Origin of the sequence: Nonomuraea rhodomycinica (genome assembly GCF_013363995.1) — a bacterium.
Lineage (GTDB): Bacteria > Actinomycetota > Actinomycetes > Streptosporangiales > Streptosporangiaceae > Nonomuraea > Nonomuraea rhodomycinica.
Map to the genome: position 1 here is coordinate 69,785 of NZ_JABWGO010000009.1, position 17,830 is coordinate 87,614.

At 71.7% G+C, this 17,830-nt stretch carries 18 protein-coding genes and 1 tRNA gene; 12 read left to right on the top strand and 7 right to left on the bottom strand.

Translation table 11 applies throughout. The annotated features are described in order from the left end of the window. Positions 1-70: 70 nt before the first annotated feature. Positions 71-970 (top strand): LysR family transcriptional regulator, encoded by a 900-nt coding sequence (locus tag HT134_RS30295; protein WP_175603901.1) that lies wholly within the window; start codon positions 71-73, stop codon positions 968-970. Positions 971-972: 2 nt separating this feature from the next. Here HT134_RS30295 and HT134_RS47830 read toward each other — a convergent pair whose 3' ends face one another. From HT134_RS47830 to HT134_RS30320, 5 genes are read right to left on the bottom strand one after another with little or no spacing between them, the layout of a single operon-like run. After that, positions 973-1,728 (bottom strand): GNAT family N-acetyltransferase, encoded by a 756-nt coding sequence (locus tag HT134_RS47830; RefSeq protein WP_175603902.1) that lies wholly within the window; start codon positions 1,726-1,728, stop codon positions 973-975. A 59-nt stretch (positions 1,729-1,787) separates the two neighbouring features. Further along, positions 1,788-2,111, bottom strand: coding sequence for a rhodanese-like domain-containing protein (locus HT134_RS30305; protein WP_175603903.1), 324 nt, complete (start codon positions 2,109-2,111; stop codon positions 1,788-1,790). Next, positions 2,108-2,521, bottom strand: coding sequence for a winged helix-turn-helix transcriptional regulator (locus HT134_RS30310; protein WP_175603904.1), 414 nt, complete (start codon positions 2,519-2,521; stop codon positions 2,108-2,110). The genes HT134_RS30305 and HT134_RS30310 overlap by 4 nt, the downstream gene beginning before the upstream one ends. 50 nt (positions 2,522-2,571) lie before the next feature. Next, entirely contained in the window at positions 2,572-3,450 is an 879-nt protein-coding gene (locus HT134_RS30315) for an Fpg/Nei family DNA glycosylase (RefSeq protein ID WP_175603905.1), read from the bottom strand. A 15-nt stretch (positions 3,451-3,465) separates the two neighbouring features. Continuing rightward, positions 3,466-4,071, bottom strand: coding sequence for a TenA family protein (locus HT134_RS30320; RefSeq protein WP_175594530.1), 606 nt, complete (start codon positions 4,069-4,071; stop codon positions 3,466-3,468). A 45-nt stretch (positions 4,072-4,116) separates the two neighbouring features. On the opposite strand from HT134_RS30320, the gene HT134_RS30325 reads away from it, so the two are divergent. Then, positions 4,117-4,776 carry a GOLPH3/VPS74 family protein gene (locus HT134_RS30325; RefSeq protein WP_175603906.1) on the top strand — a complete coding sequence of 220 codons (660 nt, stop codon included), beginning with the start codon at positions 4,117-4,119 and terminating at the stop codon, positions 4,774-4,776. 54 nt (positions 4,777-4,830) lie between these two features. Here HT134_RS30325 and HT134_RS30330 read toward each other — a convergent pair whose 3' ends face one another. Then, positions 4,831-6,171, bottom strand: coding sequence for an LCP family protein (locus tag HT134_RS30330; protein ID WP_312888558.1), 1,341 nt, complete (start codon positions 6,169-6,171; stop codon positions 4,831-4,833). A 243-nt stretch (positions 6,172-6,414) separates the two neighbouring features. Between HT134_RS30330 and HT134_RS30335 the strand changes: the two genes are divergently transcribed. The 4 genes from HT134_RS30335 to HT134_RS30350 all read left to right on the top strand — a co-directional run bounded on the left by HT134_RS30335 (position 6,415) and on the right by HT134_RS30350 (position 10,338). Beyond that, positions 6,415-7,773, top strand: coding sequence for a hemolysin family protein (locus tag HT134_RS30335; RefSeq protein ID WP_175604175.1), 1,359 nt, complete (start codon positions 6,415-6,417; stop codon positions 7,771-7,773). Further along, on the top strand, positions 7,770-8,801 hold the full coding sequence (locus HT134_RS30340) for a hemolysin family protein (RefSeq protein ID WP_175603907.1): 1,032 nt from the start codon (positions 7,770-7,772) through the stop codon (positions 8,799-8,801). Before HT134_RS30335 ends, HT134_RS30340 begins: the two co-directional genes overlap by 4 nt. Before the next feature lie 264 nt (positions 8,802-9,065). Then, positions 9,066-9,437, top strand: a complete 372-nt coding sequence (locus tag HT134_RS46130) for a peptidase inhibitor family I36 protein (protein WP_175603908.1) — start codon at positions 9,066-9,068, stop codon at positions 9,435-9,437. 7 nt (positions 9,438-9,444) lie between these two features. Beyond that, entirely contained in the window at positions 9,445-10,338 is an 894-nt protein-coding gene (locus HT134_RS30350) for a hypothetical protein (protein ID WP_175603909.1), read from the top strand. A 247-nt stretch (positions 10,339-10,585) separates the two neighbouring features. Here the strand turns inward: HT134_RS30350 and HT134_RS30355 are convergent. After that, positions 10,586-10,671: transfer RNA gene (locus HT134_RS30355), tRNA-Leu, on the bottom strand. Between the two features lie 199 nt (positions 10,672-10,870). Between HT134_RS30355 and HT134_RS30360 the strand changes: the two genes are divergently transcribed. From HT134_RS30360 to HT134_RS30385, 6 genes are read left to right on the top strand one after another with little or no spacing between them, the layout of a single operon-like run. Next, positions 10,871-11,611 carry an FHA domain-containing protein gene (locus tag HT134_RS30360; RefSeq protein WP_175594526.1) on the top strand — a complete coding sequence of 247 codons (741 nt, stop codon included), beginning with the start codon at positions 10,871-10,873 and terminating at the stop codon, positions 11,609-11,611. Positions 11,612-11,628: 17 nt separating this feature from the next. Then, positions 11,629-12,099, top strand: coding sequence for an FHA domain-containing protein FhaB/FipA (locus tag HT134_RS30365; protein ID WP_175594525.1), 471 nt, complete (start codon positions 11,629-11,631; stop codon positions 12,097-12,099). Next, on the top strand, positions 12,096-13,430 hold the full coding sequence (locus HT134_RS30370) for a Stp1/IreP family PP2C-type Ser/Thr phosphatase (protein WP_175603910.1): 1,335 nt from the start codon (positions 12,096-12,098) through the stop codon (positions 13,428-13,430). Before HT134_RS30365 ends, HT134_RS30370 begins: the two co-directional genes overlap by 4 nt. Further along, positions 13,431-14,819, top strand: a complete 1,389-nt coding sequence (locus HT134_RS30375; RefSeq protein ID WP_175603911.1) for an FtsW/RodA/SpoVE family cell cycle protein — start codon at positions 13,431-13,433, stop codon at positions 14,817-14,819. It begins immediately after the preceding gene. After that, positions 14,816-16,279, top strand: coding sequence for a peptidoglycan D,D-transpeptidase FtsI family protein (locus HT134_RS30380; protein ID WP_175603912.1), 1,464 nt, complete (start codon positions 14,816-14,818; stop codon positions 16,277-16,279). Before HT134_RS30375 ends, HT134_RS30380 begins: the two co-directional genes overlap by 4 nt. Before the next feature lie 21 nt (positions 16,280-16,300). Then, positions 16,301-17,749 (top strand): serine/threonine-protein kinase, encoded by a 1,449-nt coding sequence (locus tag HT134_RS30385; RefSeq protein WP_175603913.1) that lies wholly within the window; start codon positions 16,301-16,303, stop codon positions 17,747-17,749. Positions 17,750-17,830: the final 81 nt, after the last annotated feature.

Here is a 17,830-nt window from a genome sequence, read left to right on the forward strand (position 1 = left end):
TTCGGACCCGGAGCATCTATGAGTCCAACGCATGTTTGTCATCGAACCGATCGTGCATCACGATTGATCCATGGAGCTGCAGCAGATGCGCTACGTCGTCGCGGTCGCGGAGACGAGCAACTTCACCCGCGCCGCCGAGCAGTGCCTGGTCGTCCAGTCCGCGCTGAGCCACCAGATCGCCCGCCTCGAACGCGAGCTGGGCGCCAAGCTGTTCGAGCGCACCAGCCGCCGCGTCCGGCTGACCCCCGCCGGCGAGGCGTTCCTGCCCGCGGCCCGTCAGGCGCTCGACGCCGCCGAACGCGCCCGCGCCGAGGTGGCGGCGGCCGCGGGCGAGATCCGCGGCCGGCTGGCCGTCGGCGCCATCCCCACCGTCGCGGCGGTCGATCTGCCGGCCGCGCTCAAGCGGTTCCACCAGCGGCATCGGCAGGTACGGATCACCCTCCGCTCCGGCGCGAGCGAGCGGCTCATCGAGCAGGTGCAGCAGGGCACCCTGGACGCCGCCTTCCTGGGGCTGCCCCTCGGTATGCGCCCCAAGGGCGTCCGCGGCCGCGAGCTGGCGCGCGGCGACCTCGTGGCCGTGGTGGCGCCGGGTCATCCGCTGGCGGAGGAGGAGCGCGTGGACCTGCGCCGGCTCGCGGACGAGCCGTTCGTCGACTTCCCCCCGGGCACCGCCGCGCGGGCCCAGACGGACGAGGCGTTCGCGGCGGCCGGGGTCCGGCGCGAGGTCGCCTTCGAGGTGACGACCGTGGACTTCATCGCCCGCCTGATCCGGGAGGGCCTGGGCATCGGGATGATGCCCGCCGCCTTCGTCTCCGAGCTCCCGGGCCTGCCCGTCCTCCAGCTCAGCGACGCCCCCGCCCGCATGGAGCACCTGATCTGGAGCCGGTTCGCGCCTTCCCCCGTCGCCGCGGCGTTCCTCGCCACCCTCGGCGTCTCGGCGGCCGAGTGCTCGGGATCCCCGGACTCGTGACGTCAGGCGCCCGGCGCGCGGACGTACGGGGTCGTGGTGCCCAGCGGCTCGAACCCGAGGCGCAGCAGGATGGGGCGGCTCTCGTCGGAGGCGTCCACGTGGAGGTAGCGGTAGCCGCGCTCGACGGCCACCCGCGCCCGGTGGGCCACCAGCGCCCGGTACACGCCGCGCCCGCGCCAGCCGGGCGCGGTGCCGCCGCCGAAGAGCCCGGCGAACTCGGTGTCCGGGTCGAGGTCGAGCCGCGCCCCGCTGACCGGCCGGTCGCCGGCCATCGCGACGACCGCGACCATCGACTCGGGCCGCTCGGCCAGCCGGCGCACCAGCCGCTCGCGCAGCCCGGGCAGCGACATGCCGAACGCGTCCTCGTGCGCCCGCACGAGCAGGTCGATCCCGGCCGGGTCCTCCACCGGAAGCAGGGCGACGCCGTCGGGCAGCAGCGGCTCGGCGGCCATGGCGGCGGCCTCGGCGGCCAGCAGGGTCTCCTCCGGCTCGGCCGCGAAGCCCGCCGCCAGCAGCCGCTCCGCCAGGTCGGCGGGGCGGTCGTGGGAGTAGAGCTTCCACTCGAAGTCGCGGTTCAACGAGGTGAAGTAGGCCACCTGCGCCGCGATCTCCGCGTCGGCCGTGTCCTCGTCGAGGTCCGACCACAGGATGCCGTTCCAGCCGCCCTCGGCCGCCTTGCGCACCACGCGGCCCACCCGCTCGCCCCGGCGGATCCGTACCTGGCGCTCGTAGGCCGCCAGCACCTCGTCACGATTCACCGGCACAGCTCATCAGCCGGGACACGGACCCGGCAACCGGTTTGCGGCCGGTTTGCGGCTCAGGCCACGAACGGCGGCCGGCCGGTCTCGCTGACCATCGGGCGGCTCGCGCCCTCCCACGACTGCATGCCGCCGCCGACGTTGACCGCCTCGCGCCCGAGGTGGTTGAGCCAGGCCGCGACCTGGTAGGACCGGCCGCCGACCCGGCAGACGACGTAGACCTTCCGGTCGGCGGGGACCTCGTCCACCCGTCCCTGGATCTCGGTCATCGGGATGTGCACGGCCTCGGGAGCGTGGCCCGCCACCCACTCCTCGCGCTCACGCACGTCCAGCAGGAAAGCGTCGGCGGGGACGTCGCGTGCCTCTACCTCGGGAACCGTCATGCGTCCATCATCTCGCGTCCCCGGTCGTAGGCCGCACGGGCCTCGGCGATCTCGCGCTGGTGGTCCTCGGTCCAGGTCACCAGCGCCTTGATCGTCTCGTGCAGGGTGCGGCCGAGCGGGGTGAGCGCGTAGTCGACGCGCGGCGGCACCACGGGGTGGACGGTGCGGCTCACCAGGCCGTCGCGCTCCAGGTGGCGCAGGGTCACGCTGAGCATGCGCTGGCTGACGCCGTCGATCTCGCGGCGCAGCTCGCTGAAGCGCAGGCTCTGGCAGTCGAGCAGGGCGATGACCAGCAGCGACCACTTGTCGGCGACGCGGTCCAGGATCTGGCGGACCTCGCAGCCCTCACGCGTGTCCCACTGCCGGACGTCGTAGTCGTCGGTCGTCTCGCAGGAGGCAGGGTCGTCCATGGCATCCCATGCTGGCTCAGGCGGCGGTCGGTTACAAGAGGTAACCGATACTACTTGAGCAGGCGCGACAGACGCCGGTCGGCGAGCGGCTTGCCGCCCGTCTGGCAGGTCGGGCAGTACTGGAGCGAGGAGTCGGCGAACGACACCTCGCGGATGGTGTCGCCGCAGACGTCGCACGGCTGGCCGGCGCGGTTGTGGACGCGCAGGCCCGACTTCTTCTCGGCCTTGAGGTCCTTGGCGGCCAGCCCGCGGGCCCGCTCCACGGCCTCGCGCAGCGTCTGGACGATGGCCTCGTGCAGGTCGGCGATCTGCGCGTCGGTCAGCGTGGAAGCGATCTTGAACGGGGACATCCTGGCCGCGTGCAGCACCTCGTCGGAGTAGGCGTTGCCGATGCCCGCGATGACCTTCTGGTCGCGCAGCAGCCCCTTGATCTGGGTGCGGTTGCCGCCGACGATCCGCTTGAGCGCGTCGGCCGTGAACGTCTCGGCCAGCGGGTCGGGACCGAGCGAGGCCACGCCGGGCACCTCGGCCGGGTCCCGCACCACGTACAGGGCGAGGCGCTTCTGCGTGCCCGCCTCGGTCAGCTCGAACCCCGGCGCCAGGCCCTCCTCGTCGGGCGCCAGCCGCACCCGCGCCGCGAGCGGCCCCTTGCCGGGACGCACGGGCCTGGCCCCCGACAGGTCGTCGCGCCAGCGCAGCCAGCCGGCCCGGGCCAGATGGATGACCAGGTGCAGCCCGTCGCAGTCGAGGTCGAGGAACTTGCCGTGCCGGGACACGCCGGTCACGGTCAGCCCGCCCAGCGCGCTCACCGGCGGGTCGAACGTCTTGAGCGCCTGGATGGCCACCACGTCCACGGCCAGCACGGTGCGGCCGACCGCCCGCTCGCGCAGGAACCCGGCCAGCGACTCGACTTCGGGAAGTTCCGGCATGCAATCAGGGTACGTTCACGGCACGTCCCAGAAGGCCAGCTCGTGGGCCATGCCCTCACGGAAGAGCCGCTCGGCCCGCGCCGGGTCCGGAGCCGCCTCGTCGATCATCTGCGCGATGCGCCCGGTCAGCGCCGCGAAGCCGGGGTCGGCGTAGGTGTCGACCCAGGCGCGGTAGCGCGGCTCGGCCGGCGGGTCCTGCGCGAGGATCCGGCCCAGCGTCGAGTACCCCCACATGCACGGGTAGAGCGCCGCCAGCCCCTCCGCGTACGTGGCGGCCGACTCCAGCAGGAACGACGTGTACGCGGCGCACGCCGGACCCTTCACGGCCCCCTCCAGGTCCGCGCCGAACTCCGCCGACATCGACCGGTGCAGGCTCAGCTCGTCGTGGAAGGTCGCGTGCGCCAGGTCCACCAGGTCGCCCAGGTGCCCGTCGGGCGCCTGCCAGGCCAGCCGGGCGAAGACCCGCACGTAGTCGAGCAGGAACAGGTAGTCCTGCTCCAGCCAGGACCGGAACACCGGTTCGGGCAGGTCGCCGCGCCCGATCCCGGCGACGGTGGGGTGGGCGAGCTGGGCGTCGAGCAGCGGGCGGCCGACGGCGTGCAACTTCTCGGAGATGGCCATGAACGGCCACGTTAACCGGCGGGGCCGCGCGTTAGTGTCGAGGGCATGACTGTGACGATCGCCGAGGAACTCCTCCTGCTGGCCCACAGCGAGGACGAGGGCAAGCAGCTCGTCGGCTCCACCCAGCTCGACCCCGCGATCGGCGGCGCGCTCCTGGCCGAACTCGCCGTCAACGACCGGATCGAGCTGTCGGACAAGACCGTGACGGTCAAGGACCCCACCCCTCTCGGCGACGACGAGCTGGACGGCGTCCTGGCCCGCATCGCGGCCGAGGGCAAGGAGCGCAAGCCCGTCTGGTGGGTGCAGAAGCTCATGTCCGGCAAGCCGCGCCGGCGGCTGCTGACCCGGCTCGTCGAGCGGGGCGTGCTGGCCGAGCAGCGCGGCAAGGTGCTGGGGATCTTCACGACGACCCGCTGGCCGGAGGCCGACGGCTCCGTCGAGGCGAACGTGCGCGAGCGGGTCGCGAGCGCGCTCGCGGGCGCCGACCCCGACCCGCGCACCGCGGTGCTCATCGCGCTGCTGCACGCCGCCAAGATCGACCGCAAGGCGTTCCCGGGGGCGAGCAAGGAGCGCGTCAAGGAGATCGCCGAGGGCGCGTGGGCGGCCGACGCCGTGGCCAAGACCATCGCGGCCATCAACGCGGCCATGATGGCCGCGGTCACCTCCGCCGCCGTCGCCGCCGCGAGCAGCGCCGGCACGAGCTGAGCCGGCACGGGCCGAGCCCGGCCGCCCGCGTGGGGGCCGGGCCCGGGAGGCCGGTCAGTTGGCGTCGAGGATCTCCTGCGGCACCGGCTTGTCGTTCTTCAGCGCGTCGAACAGCGCCAGCGCGCGGGTGCGGTCCCACTTGACCGCCGAGCCGCCGCCCGCGATCTCGTTGCCGCCGAACGGCACCACGGTCGTCACCGGGCTGTCGCCCATCGCGAGCCCCAGCGACAGCATGTCCAGCGCTCCGGTGTCGGAGTCGACGGTGACGGCGTCGGTGGCGCTCATGGCCAGCGGGATCGAGGTGAACGGGTTGAGCAGCACGCCGGGCCCGGCCGCCTTCTTGACCACCGCGCCCAGGAACTGCCGCTGCCGCTTGGTCCGCTCGAAGTCGGGCAGCGCGCCGCCCTTGCGGGTGCGCACGTAGCCGAGGGCCTGGCTGCCGTTGAGCACCTGGCGGCCCTTCTTCAGCTTGAGCCCGGCCTTGGGGTCGTCCACGGCGGCCCGTACGTCGATCTCGACGCCGCCGATGGCGTCCACGATGCCGACGAACCCGGCGAAGCCGATCTCCATGTAGTGGTCCACGTGCACGCCGGTGACGGTCTCGACGGTGCGGACCAGCAGCTTCGGCCCGCCGATCGCGTACGCGGCGTTGAGCTTGTTGCGGCCCTTGCCGGGGATGGTGACGGCCGAGTCGCGGGGCAGGCTGACCAGCGTGGGCCTGTCGCTGCCGTCGGGGATGTGCAGCAGCATCATCGAGTCGGTGCGCTGCCCGGCCGCGCGGCCGGTGGCGAGCTTGCGGCGCTGCGCCGCCGACAGGCCCTTGCGGCTGTCGGAGCCGACGAGCAGCCAGTTGGTGCCCGGGGTGTCGGCCACGCGGCCCGGGTAGTTGTCCAGGACGCCCTCGATGCCGGCCAGCCGCGAGTTGATCCAGAAGAACAGCCCCACGGTGGCGACCAGCAGCACGGCGACCACGGCCGCCACGATCTTGAGGATGGTGCGGCCCGAGGGCCGCTTCCTGGGCGAGCGCGGGCGCGGCGGGCCGGGCGGCTCGCCGGGGCCCGGGGGCTCGTCCCGCCGGCCGAGGGGCCTGACGGGCGACTTGCCCGAGCGCTCACGCCCGTACACGCGGCCGGCCCCGGGGCGGGGCGCGTCGCCGGAGGGCGGAGCGGGCTCGGAGTGGGCCGGCAGCAGGTGCGTGGACGCCGACTCGGGGCCGGCGCCCGGCCGCGCGCCGGGCGGCGGGCCCGAAGGCGGGCGGGACGCGTCACGGCCGGGCATCGCGGGTCGCTGGTGCGCCGGGGCGCCGCCCGAGAGCGGGCCACCGTCGGTGCGGGGAGGCAGCGGGCGCCCGTCGCCCGGCGAGCGCATGGCCCGCGTGCGGTCGTCCTCAGACACTTCCCCCTACTTCCCTTCGGCTGCCATAAACGCTACGTCGTACCTGCGCCAGTGAAGACGGCCCGCTCGGCTTTTCCCACGGAAAAGTACGCAGAACTAGCGGGCAGTCACGCTGGAAACATAGTGGAGAGGTGGATCGTTACGGTTATGGACGACCTCTATCGAAGGGATGATCGTGTCCGCTCCGGACCCCTGGAGTAGCGGCCCGTGCGTGCGCACGGGTGCCTCTGAGAGCTCACCATGGTGAGCGCCTATCTGGGCCTGCTGGCCCTCCTCCTTCTCACCGCGGCGACCGGCTACTTCGTCGCCCAGGAGTTCGCCTTCGTGGCGGCCGACCGGACCGTCCTGCGCGAGCAGGCCGCGGCCGGTGACAAGGCCGCGGACAACGCCCTGCAGGTGACCTCCCGTCTTTCGTTCATGCTCTCCGGCGCGCAGCTCGGCATCACGGTGACGGCGCTGCTGGTCGGCTTCCTGGCCGAGCCGGCGATCGCCACGCTCGTACGGCCGTGGCTGAGCGACACGGGGCTGCCCGGCGCGGCCGTCACCGGACTGTCGGTGGCCGCCGGCGTGTTCGTCGCGACCGTCGTGCAGATGGTCCTCGGCGAGCTCGCGCCCAAGAACCTCGGCATCGCCCGGCCGGAGGCCGTCGCCAAGTTCCTGGCCGGCTCGACGCTGGCCTACCTGGCCGTGGTCGGCCCGGTGGTGCGCCTGTTCGACTCGGCGGCCACCGGCGTGCTGCGGCGCGTCGGCATCGAGCCCGTCGAGGAGGTGGAGCACGGCGCCACGCCCGAGGAACTGTCGCGGATCATCGCCGAGTCCACGCGGGCGGGCGAGCTGCCGCCCCGGCTGTCCGACCTGCTGGAGCGGGCCCTGGAGTTCGGCGACCGCATCGCCGAGGAGATCATGGTGCCGCGCCCGCGCGTGGTCGCGCTGCGCGACTCCCAGCCCATCTCCGACCTCGTGGACGTCATGCGCGACCGCGGCCACTCCCGCTACCCGGTGCTGGGCGCCGACGGCGACGTGGCCGGCGTGACGGGCGTGCGCGAGCTGCTGGCCTCCGGCCTGGACGCCGCCGCGGGCGGCAGGGTCGGCGACGTCATGCGCCCGGCCCGCCTGGTGCCCGACTCGCTGCCCCTGCCGGCCGTGGTCGAGGAGATGCGGGCGGCCAAGGACGACATCGTCTGCGTCATCGACGAGTACGGCGGCCTGGCCGGCGTCATCACCATCGAGGACCTGGCCGAGGAACTGGTCGGCGAGCTCGTCGACGAGAACGACCCGGAGCCGGCCGGCGCCGTGGAGCGCCCCGACGGCGGCTGGGACGTGCCCGGCCGCCTCCGCCTCGACGAGGTGGAGCGGGCCACCGGCGTGGCCCTGCCGGAGAGCGACGACTACGACACGCTCGCCGGTCTCATCCTGGCCCGGCTGGGCCGCATGCCCGAGGCGGGCGACCAGGTGGTCGTGCCGCTGGAGACCGAGCCCGACCTGTTCGCCGACGACGACGGCGGCGAGCGGCTGGCGGAGCTGACCGTGCTCTCGCTCGACCGCCGCGTGCCGGGCCTGGTGCGCCTGTCGCCGGTGCTGCAGACGGAGGCCGCGCGATGACGATGATCCTGCTCAGCCTGGTGCTGCTGGCGCTGAACGCGGTCTTCGTGGCCGCGGAGTTCGCCTTCGTCTCGGCCCGGCGCCACCGCCTGGAGGAGGCGGCCGGCGGCGGCAACCGGCTGGTCCGCTTCGCGGCCAGGTCGGCGGTGGGCGGCGGGCGCCAGCTGTCGATGATGCTGGCGGGCGCCCAGCTCGGCATCACGCTCTGCACGCTGGGCCTCGGCCAGGTCACCGAGCCGGCGATCGAGCACTTCCTGGAGCCGGTCTTCGCGGCCGTCGGGGTTCCCGAGTCGCTGCGCATGCCGATCGCGCTGACCATCGCGCTGGCGCTGGTGACGTTCCTGCACATGGTCATCGGCGAGATGGCGCCCAAGTCGTGGGCGCTCACCGCGCCCGAGCGGGCCGCCATGCTGCTGACGGTGCCCTTCCGCGCGTTCGTGACCGTGACGCGTCCGCTGCTGTCGGCGCTGAACGGCCTGACGAACCTCATCCTGCGGGCCTTCGGCGTCACCCCGCGCGACGAGCTGGCGACGACCCGCACCCCGCGCCAGCTCGCCATGCTGGTGGGCGAGTCGGGCCGGATGGGCCTGCTCGACAGGGACGAGCACGACCTGCTGACGCGGGCGCTCCGACTGGAGGCGGAGGGCATCGAGCGGCTCATGGTGCCCATCGGCCGCGCCGTGACCGTGCCCCCGGAGGCCGGCGCCGAGGCCATCAGGCGGGCCGCCCGCGAGAGCGGGCACCTGCGGCTGCTCGTCGGCGTCCCCGGCGCGGTCATGGGGGTGCTGCACGCCCGTGAGGCGCTGCTGCAGCCGAACGCCACGGCCGGGAGCCTGGCGCGCCCGGCGCCGCGGCTGGCGTGCGTCACGCAGGTGCCCGAGGCCGTGACGGCGCTCCAGGAGGCCCGCGCGCACCTGGCGCTGGTCACGGGGCAGGACGGCGAGGTCATCGGCATGGTGACGCTCTCGGACCTGATCGGGGAGTTGCTGGACACCCGCGCCGCCCTGACAGCCCCTGTGCCCGCCTGACGCGCGCCCGAGAGGCTCGACGGCCCCGCCGCCGCGGGCGGCCCGGAAGGGACCGCCCGCGGTGGCGCACGCGCGCCGAATAACAGATCAAGCGCTCTAGAATGATGTATCGTTGCTCTCGGCGCCGGAGCGAGGGAGACCCGCCTCCGGGCCGTTCCCAGCCCGTCGATACCGCCGAATCCCTGGCCCGTCCGCCAGGCGCGGTCCCGCCTGCGAGACAGCAGGCAGGCGCCAGGGGAGAACCCGTCGATAGGAGCGAGACACGTGAAGCGCAGGACCACCCTCGTCATCACCGCGATGCTGATCGGCGCCACAAGCCTGATCGGCTCGAACGCGACCGCCCAGGCCAGCTCGACCGCATTCGACTGCCCGAGTTTCTGCCTGTACGAGCACGACGACTTCAACATGTTCCGCGACGGGCGCCACGTGCTGCTCTGGCCACACGGCCCCTGCTACAACGTCAACAGCAGCATGGACAACAGGGCGAGCTCGATGATCAATGATTCGGGCCGCCACGTCAGGCTGTACGACCGCAAGAACTGCGCCGGCCCGGCGGGCTACACCGCCAAGCCCCACAGCGCGGACAAGGACCTCACCAACAACGGTTTCGACAACAAGCCGAGCTCGATCAAATGAGTTCGACGTGTCCGTGCGGCTGAAGATCGCTGCTCTCGTCCTCGTTGTCGCCGCGAGTGGCTGCTCGGCGGCCACGGCAGGTCCCCCCGCCGAGAGCAGGGCGAGAGCAGCGTCCGCCATGCACGTTCCGCCCCCGGGGGAGGAGGCGCGGGCGCTCGCCGTCCCGTTCGACGCATACAACTTCTCCCCTGCCGAGATCATGACGATCGAGGCCGCGCAGGATCTCCTCATCCGTGACTGCATGCGCGGCCAGGGGATGGAGTGGAGACTCCTGCCCCTCCCGGCGGAGGCCGACGTCGAACCGCCGAACCGCCGCCGTTACGGCGTCATCGAGCCACGGATCGCCCGGCTCTTCGGCTACCACGCCCCTCCCGACCGGCCGTCGGTGGCCCGGTACGACACGGAACGGAACGACCGGCTCACGCGACTGTCGCCCGCGGCGCGGCGTGCCGCCTACGGCGATCCCGGCGGGGACGCGAACGGATGCTCGGGCGAAGCCGAGGCACATCTGGCGAAGGACACCCAGAAGGTCGACGCGTCCTTGTTCAACACGCTCGTCAGGCAGACCTTCGAGGAATCACAGCGTGACGGGAACGTCGTGCGGGCCTTCCGCGCCTGGAGCGCATGCATGAGGAACAAGGGCTTTCCCTACCCGGATCCGATCGCGGCCGTCACCGATGACCGGTGGCTGAACACTCAGCAGCCCTCTCGCCAGGAGATCATCGCGGCGGAGGCGGACGTGTCGTGCAAGAAGGACGGCGATCTCGTCGCCACCTGGGCCGCGGCGGAGGAACGCATCCAGCGAGATGTCGTTCTCGCCCACGCGGAATACTTCCGGACGCTCAAGACCCACAAGGACCGGCAGCTCGGTGCCGCCCGCCGGCTCCTCGCCCGCGGGTGAATCCGCTGCGGCCCCTCGCCCGCGTGAAGCTCGCGGTGGCGCCGCGCCGGTCCAGACCGCCGATGTGAGCTAAATCACGCAAGCCATCCGAAAGTGATCTGCAAGGAGAGGCGTCTACGGTCGTCTCCGGGGAGCACACGCGGAGGACGGGCGCGCGCACCAGCTCCGGACAAAGAACAAGCCCCGGCTCTTGCGAACCGGGGCTGACTTCGTCAAGGTGGGTCTGCCGATTCCATCGGCGAACCCGTGGTGGGCGAGGAGGGATTTGAACCCTCACGTCCTTTCGGACACACGGACCTGAACCGTGCGCGTCTGCCGTTCCGCCACCCGCCCTTTGTTGGGTGCGGAGAAACAGTAGCACGGAACAGCCGGTGGTACTGAACCCGGATACGATCGCATAAGACACGGGAGCGGATGAGCTGGGCGCGACGGCTGACCAAGCGCCGGGATCGCCGCGACGTGGGACGAGCGGAGCCAGGCGTGCGAGCGCCTGGAGGCCGCGATCATATGCACGGAGGAAGGGAGGTACCCGGTGGGAGTCCTTCAGCGCTTCGAGCGAAGGCTCGAAGGCTTGGTTGAGGGGGCCTTTGCGCGGGCGTTCAAATCTGACCTTCAGCCGGTCGAGGTCGCCAGCGCGGTTCAGCGGGAGATGGACGAGCGTGCGGCGATCGTCGCACAGGGTCGCACACTCGTGCCCAACGACTTCGTGGTGGAGCTGTCCACGACCGACAGTGAGCGGCTCGAGGTCTACGCCGACAGCATCAGCCACGAGCTGGCCAACCTCGCCAGGGAGTACGCCAAGGAGCAGGGCTACTCCTTCGTGGGACCGGTCCGGGTGCGTTTCGAGACCGCGGCGGACCTGGCTGTGGGGCTGTTCCGCATCAGGTCGGGCGTCATCCGCGGCGCCACGGTGGAGCAGGACGAGATCCGCCAGCCCGCCAGCGACCTGCCCCCTTCCCGGCCCAACGCGTTCGGCGGGCGGCCCCGGCTGCTCGTCTCCACCCAGGACGACCCGCAGGGCGACCGCTCCTACGAGCTCACCACCCCGGTGACGCTGCTCGGCCGGGGCACCGACTGCGATCTCCGCCTGGTCGACCCCGGCGTCTCGCGCCACCACGCGGAGCTGCGCGTGGAAGGGCCCCAGGTCCACCTGGTGGACCTGGGATCGACCAACGGCACTTTCGTCAACGGCCAGCCGGTACGCAGAATCGAGCTCCAGAACGGCACGCGAGTGACGTTGGGGCGCACGACTCTGGTGTTCCGGCGCGATTAGGGGTAGACAAACGGTCCATGTCCGAGCTCACGCTGCTGCTGATCCGGCTCGCCTTCCTGGCGGTGCTGTGGTTCTTCGTCATTGCCGCAGTCGGCGTGATCCGGACTGACTTGTTCGGATCACGTACGGCTGCGGCGGGCCCACGAAAGAGCGCGAAACCCACCAAACCTGCCGCCAAGCCGAAGAGCAAGAAGGGCGAGCCACGCCAGCTCGTCGTGACCGGTGGCCCCTTGCAGGGCACCACCATTAACCTCACGGAGACGCCCATCACCATCGGCCGGGCGAACGACGCCACGCTGGTAGTCAGCGATGACTACGCTTCCAGCCGGCATGCCCGGCTCTTTCCTCAGGACGGTCAGTGGATCGTGGAAGATCTCGGTTCGACCAACGGCACGTATCTCGACCGCTCAAAAGTCACCCGTCCGACCCCGGTGCCGCTCGGTGTTCCGATCCGCGTCGGCAAGACAGTCATTGAATTGCGCAAATGACCATCGCACTCCGCTACGCCGCCCGCTCGGACGTCGGCCTCCTCCGCGAAGGGAACGAGGACTCGGCGTACGCCAGCGGCCGCCTGCTCGCCGTCGCCGACGGCATGGGCGGGCACGCACACGGCGAGGTGGCGAGCTCCGTCGCCATCGCCGCAATGGCCTCCCTGGAGGAGGCCCAGCAGGGCGGTGACCTGCTCAACGCCATCGAGGCAGCAGTACGCGACGCCAACCGCAGGCTGCACGAGATGGTGGGGCGGGACCCGAGCCTGAAGGGCATGGGCACCACGCTCACCGCCATGCTCTGGAACGGCACCCAGGTGGCCCTGGTGCACGTGGGCGACTCGCGCGCCTACCTGCTCAGACGCGGGGAGCTCTACCAGATCACCCACGACCACACGCTGGTGCAGCAACTGGTCGACGACGGGCGCATCACCCCCGAGGAGGCGGCGACTCACCCGCAGCGCTCGATCCTGCTGCGGGCGCTCGACGGGAGCGGCGAGGTCGATCCCGACCTGACGCTCCGCGAGGCCCAGGTGGGCGACCGCTACCTGCTGTGCTCCGACGGGCTGTCGGGCGTGGTGAGCGCGGAGACGCTGCACGCGACGCTGACCAACATCGACGACCCCGAAGAGGTCGTCCGGCAGCTCATCGACCTGGCCAACCGGGGCGGCGGGCCCGACAACATCACCTGCGTGCTGGCCGACGTGCTGGAGATCTCCGAGGGCCAGCAGGTGCCCGTGGACGCCGCGGTCGTCGGCGCGGCCGGCATGAACCGGCTGAGACCCGGCCCGCAGGAGACCTCCCCGGGGCGATCGAGCGCGGTGACCGCGCCCCAGCCGGTGATCACTGACGACGAGTTCGACGAGCCGGGCGCGCAGGCGTCCGGCCGGCCGGGCCGGCGTCGTCGCGTGTGGCCCGTGCTGGTCTCCGTGCTCGGCGTCGGGGCCGCGGTCGTCGGTGTCGGCGGCTATTTCGGCTGGCAGTGGACCCAGGAGCAGTTCTTCGTCGGAGCACGGGGCGACGAGGTGGTCGTTTTCCAGGGGATCCAGCAGGAGGTGGGTCCCCTCCAGTTCTTCTCGGTGGCCAGGCACACCGGCAAGCCCCTGTCCCAGCTCTCCCCTCTCGACCGGGAGCTGGTCAAGGACGGCATCGAGGTGGCCAGCGTCGACGAGGGCGTCGACCGCATCAACGGCCTGCAGTTCACCGACGGTCAGACCGATTCGAAAGACAAGGCGGCGCCCGACGCCAGCGCGTCGCCCTCTCCCGACTCCGCCAAGGCGTCCCCCAGCGCCACGAAGGCATCTCCGAGCGCCACGAGGACGAAGCCCTAGATGAGCGAAATGGCCGCCACCCCCGTCCCCCTTCCGGCCAAGCGGCGAGGGGCGCAGCTTCTCATGCTGGCGCTCGCCGTCGGCATCACCATGTTCGCCTACGCCAACGTGGGCCTCGCCATGAACGGCAAGGTCCCGGCGGGCATGCTGACGTACGGGCTGGGCCTCGGCGGCTTCATGCTGGCCGCCTACCTGGTGCTGGCCAAGTTCGCGCCGTGGGCCGACCCGCTGATCCTCCCGCTGGTCACGCTGGTCAACGGCATCGGCCTGGTGATCATCTACCGGATCGAGGAGTCGCACGCGCGCGGAACCGCGGGAGCCTCGGCCACCAACCAGCTCATCATGACCGGCGTCGGCGTGGTCCTGTTCGCCGTCACGCTGATCGTGCTGCGCGACCAGCGCGCCCTGCAGCGGCTCACCTACACCGCGGGGTTCGTCGGCCTGTTCCTGCTGATCTCCCCGCTCATCCCCGGGCTGGGCAAGACCGTCAACGGCTCCCGCATCTGGATCGGCTTCGGCCCCGCCACCATCCAGCCCGCCGAGCTGGCCAAGATCGCCCTGGTCGTCTTCTTCGCCGGCTACCTCGTGGCCAAACGCGACGTGCTGGCCCTGGCCGGGCGCCGGCTGCTCTTCATCGACCTGCCCCGCGCCCGTGACCTCGGGCCCGTCCTCATCACCTGGGCGGTCAGCCTCGGCGTGCTCGTGCTGCAGAAGGACCTCGGCTCGTCGCTGCTGCTGTTCGGCACCTTCATCGCGATGCTGTACATCGCCACGCAGCGCACGTCCTGGGTGCTGATCGGTATCCTGCTCTTCGTCGGCGGCGCGTTCCTGGCCGGTCAGATCTTCGACCACGTGCAGGCCCGCTTCGAGGTCTGGCTCGACCCGGGCCGGCAGGAGTTCTTCGACCGCGAGCTGGGCGGCAGCGCCCAGCTCATGCAGGGCCTGTTCGCGATGGGCGCGGGCGGCATCCTCGGCACCGGCCTCGGCCAGGGGCACCCCTACCTGGTCCCGCTGTCGTTCTCCGACTTCATCTTCTCGGCCACCGGCGAGGAGCTCGGCCTGACCGGCCTGATGGCCCTGCTGATGGTCTACGCGCTGATCGTCGAGCGCGGCCTGCGCACCTCGCTCGCCGCCCGCGACCCGTTCACCAAGCTGCTGGCCGGCGGCCTGTCGTTCCTGCTGGCCTGGCAGGTGTTCATCATCGTCGGCGGCGTGACCAACCTCATCCCGCTGACCGGTCTGGTCACCCCGTTCATGTCACAGGGCGGTTCGGCCCTGCTGGCGAACTGGATCCTCGTCGCCCTCCTGGTACGCACCTCTGACGCGGCGCGCCAACCGCCGCCCCAGGCGATCCAGAACGAAGGACTCACACAGGTGTTCCAGCGATGAACAGCACCGTCAAGCGCATCGCCGTGGCCTGCCTGGCCATGTTCGCGCTGCTCATGGTCAACGTGAACTACGTGCAGGCGGTCAAGGCCGACAAGTACTCCGAGGACCAGCGCAACCTGCGCAACTTCTACGAGCGCTACGCGGTGCAGCGCGGGCGCATCACGGCCGGCGGCAAGGAGATCCTCGCCCAGTCGCGCGAGACCGACAGCTCGGAGTTCCGCTTCGTCCGCCAGTACACCGACGGCAAGCTGTACGCGCACATCACGGGCTTCTTCTCGCCCGAGAGCGCGGCCGGCATCGAGGCGGCCGAGAACAAGCTGCTCGACGGCTCCAGCTCCGACCTGCTGCTGCGGCGCAGCATCGACCTGTTCACCGGCGAGCCCACCAAGGGCGCCAACGTCGATCTGACGATCAACCCGAGGGCGCAGAAGGCCGCCTACGACGCGCTGCGCGCGAGCGGCAAGCGGGGCGCCCTGGTCGCCCTCAACCCCAAGACCGGCGCGATCCTCGCGATGGTGTCGCTGCCCAGCTACGACCCCGCCGAGCTGTCGGGCACCGACAAGAGCAAGGTGTTCGCCCGCTACGACGTGCTGGCCAAGGACAAGAGCCAGCCGCTGCTCAACCGGGCCATCGGCCAGACCTACCCGCCCGGCTCCACGTTCAAGGTGGTCACGGCCGCCGCGTACCTGGAGGACGACGACTCGCGCGGTCCGAACACCACCGTGGAGGCGCCGCAGCGCCTGCCCCTGCCCGGCACCACCATCAGCCTGCCCAACTACGGCGGCGCGGCGTGCGGCGCGGGCCAGGTCCCGCTGGTCTTCGCACTGGAGAAGTCCTGCAACACGCCGTTCGGTTCCATCGGCATGCAGCTCGGCTACGCGAAGATGAAGGAGCAGACCGAGAAGTTCGGCATGGGAGAGCAGATCGGCGTCCCGATGTCGGTGACCCAGAGTGACTTCGGCCCCGAAGAGGACAAGGCGGCCCTGGCCATGGCCTCGATCGGCCAGCGCAGCAACCGGATGACGCCGCTGCAGATGGCCATGATCGCCGCGGGCATCGCCAACAACGGCACGGTCATGAAGCCGTACCTCGTCAACAAGATCACCGACAGCAAGGGCGACTCGATCGAGGACGCCGACCCGCAGGAGCTGAGCGAGGCGGTCAGCCCCGAGACCGCCGGCAAGCTGCGCGAGATGATGGTCAGCGTCGTCAACAACGGCACGGCCAACCTCGCGCAGATCCCCGGCGTCCAGGTGGCCGGCAAGACCGGCACCGCCGAGACCTCCGACAACCGCCCCCCGCACGCCTGGTTCATCTCCTTCGCCCCGGCCGACGACCCGCAGATCGCGCTCGCGGTCATCGTCGAGTCGGGCGCCGCCAACGTGGGCGCCGAGGCGACGGGCGGCCACACCGCCGCGCCGATCGCCAAGCAGGTCATGGAGGCGGTGCTGAAGAATTGATCGACGGCAACGTGCCGGGCCATGCGGCTCGGTAACCGCTATCTCCTCCTCTCCCGGATCGCCGCGGGCGGCATGGGAGAGGTCTGGCGTGCCCGCGACGAGCTGCTGGGCCGCGAGGTGGCGGTCAAGGTGCTGCGCAGCCACATCCACGCCGACCCCACCTTCCGCGAGCGGTTCCGCAACGAGGCGCGCATCACCGCGGCGCTGTCCGACCCCGGCATCGCGCAGGTCTTCGACTACGGCGAGCAGGACGACCTGGCCTACCTCGTGATGGAGCTGGTCCACGGCGAGCCGCTGTCGGCCATCCTGGCCCGCAACGGCGCCCTGGGCCCCGAGGTGGCGCTGGACGTGCTGCACCAGACGGCCAAGGCGCTGCACGTGGCCCACGCCTCCGGGGTCGTCCACCGCGACGTCAAGCCGGGCAACCTGCTGGTGACGCCCGACGGCCACATCAAGGTCACCGACTTCGGCATCGCCCGGGCGCTGGAGGCCGCGCCGGTGACGCAGACCGGCACCGTGCTCGGCACCGCCCCGTACGTCAGCCCCGAGCAGGCGCAGGGCCTGCCGCTCACGCCCGCCACCGACCTGTACTCCCTGGGCATCGTGGTCTACGAGTGCCTGGCGGGCCGCACGCCGTTCCGGGGCGACACCCAGGTGGCGATCGCGCTCCAGCACCTCAACGAGCAGCCGCCGCCGCTCGGCGTCGACGTGCCCGCCCCGGTGCGCGACCTGGTCATGGCGCTGCTGGCCAAGGACCCGGCCTCGCGGCCCGGGTCCGCGCGGGCGCTGGCCGACCGGGCGTACGTGCTGCGCGACTCGCTGGTGGGGCACGAGCGGGGCGTGGAGCTCAGCATGCTCACCGACCCCGACGGCTTCCGCGCCCACGGGCGCGACCCGTACGGGACGGGCGAGGGCCCGGGTGGCACGGTGCCGGCCGCGAGCCCGGTGCGCCCCCACGACAGGGAGTCCACGTACGACCTGATGGGCGGCGCCGCTCCGGCCACGATGTCGGCGTCCCCGTCGCGGCGCCACCCCGGCGGGCCCGGGCGGCGGCGCGGCACGGGCGCGCGGGCGCTGGCCGTCGTGGCCACGGCCGGCTGCCTGGCCGCGGTGGGGCTCAGCGCCATGACGATCGTCCAGCAGCGCGAGGTGCCCGCCAGGCCGCCGGACATCACGGATCCGTCGCGGGCCGGCTCGGCCACCCCGACGCCGGACAAGACCCGCCCCAAGCCCAAGCGCACGCGAAGGCCGCCCGCGATTACGGCGAAGTCCACGCGGCCGGTACCCTCACGGTCGGCTACCGTTGACAAGTCGGCGACTCCTACCCAGAAGCCGACACCCCGACCCACCCCGACCACCCGAACCCCGACCCCCACACCGACTCCGAAGCCCACGACGACGCCAACAAGTCCGACACAGAGCGCCTCACCTGACCCTGGGGAGACAAACCCGCCGAAGGAAGGGACGTGATGTGCCATGGGGGTCGATGATGGACACCGGCGGCTCCGCGCAGACCGCGGTACCCAAGATGAACGGTAAGGGACAGTGCAG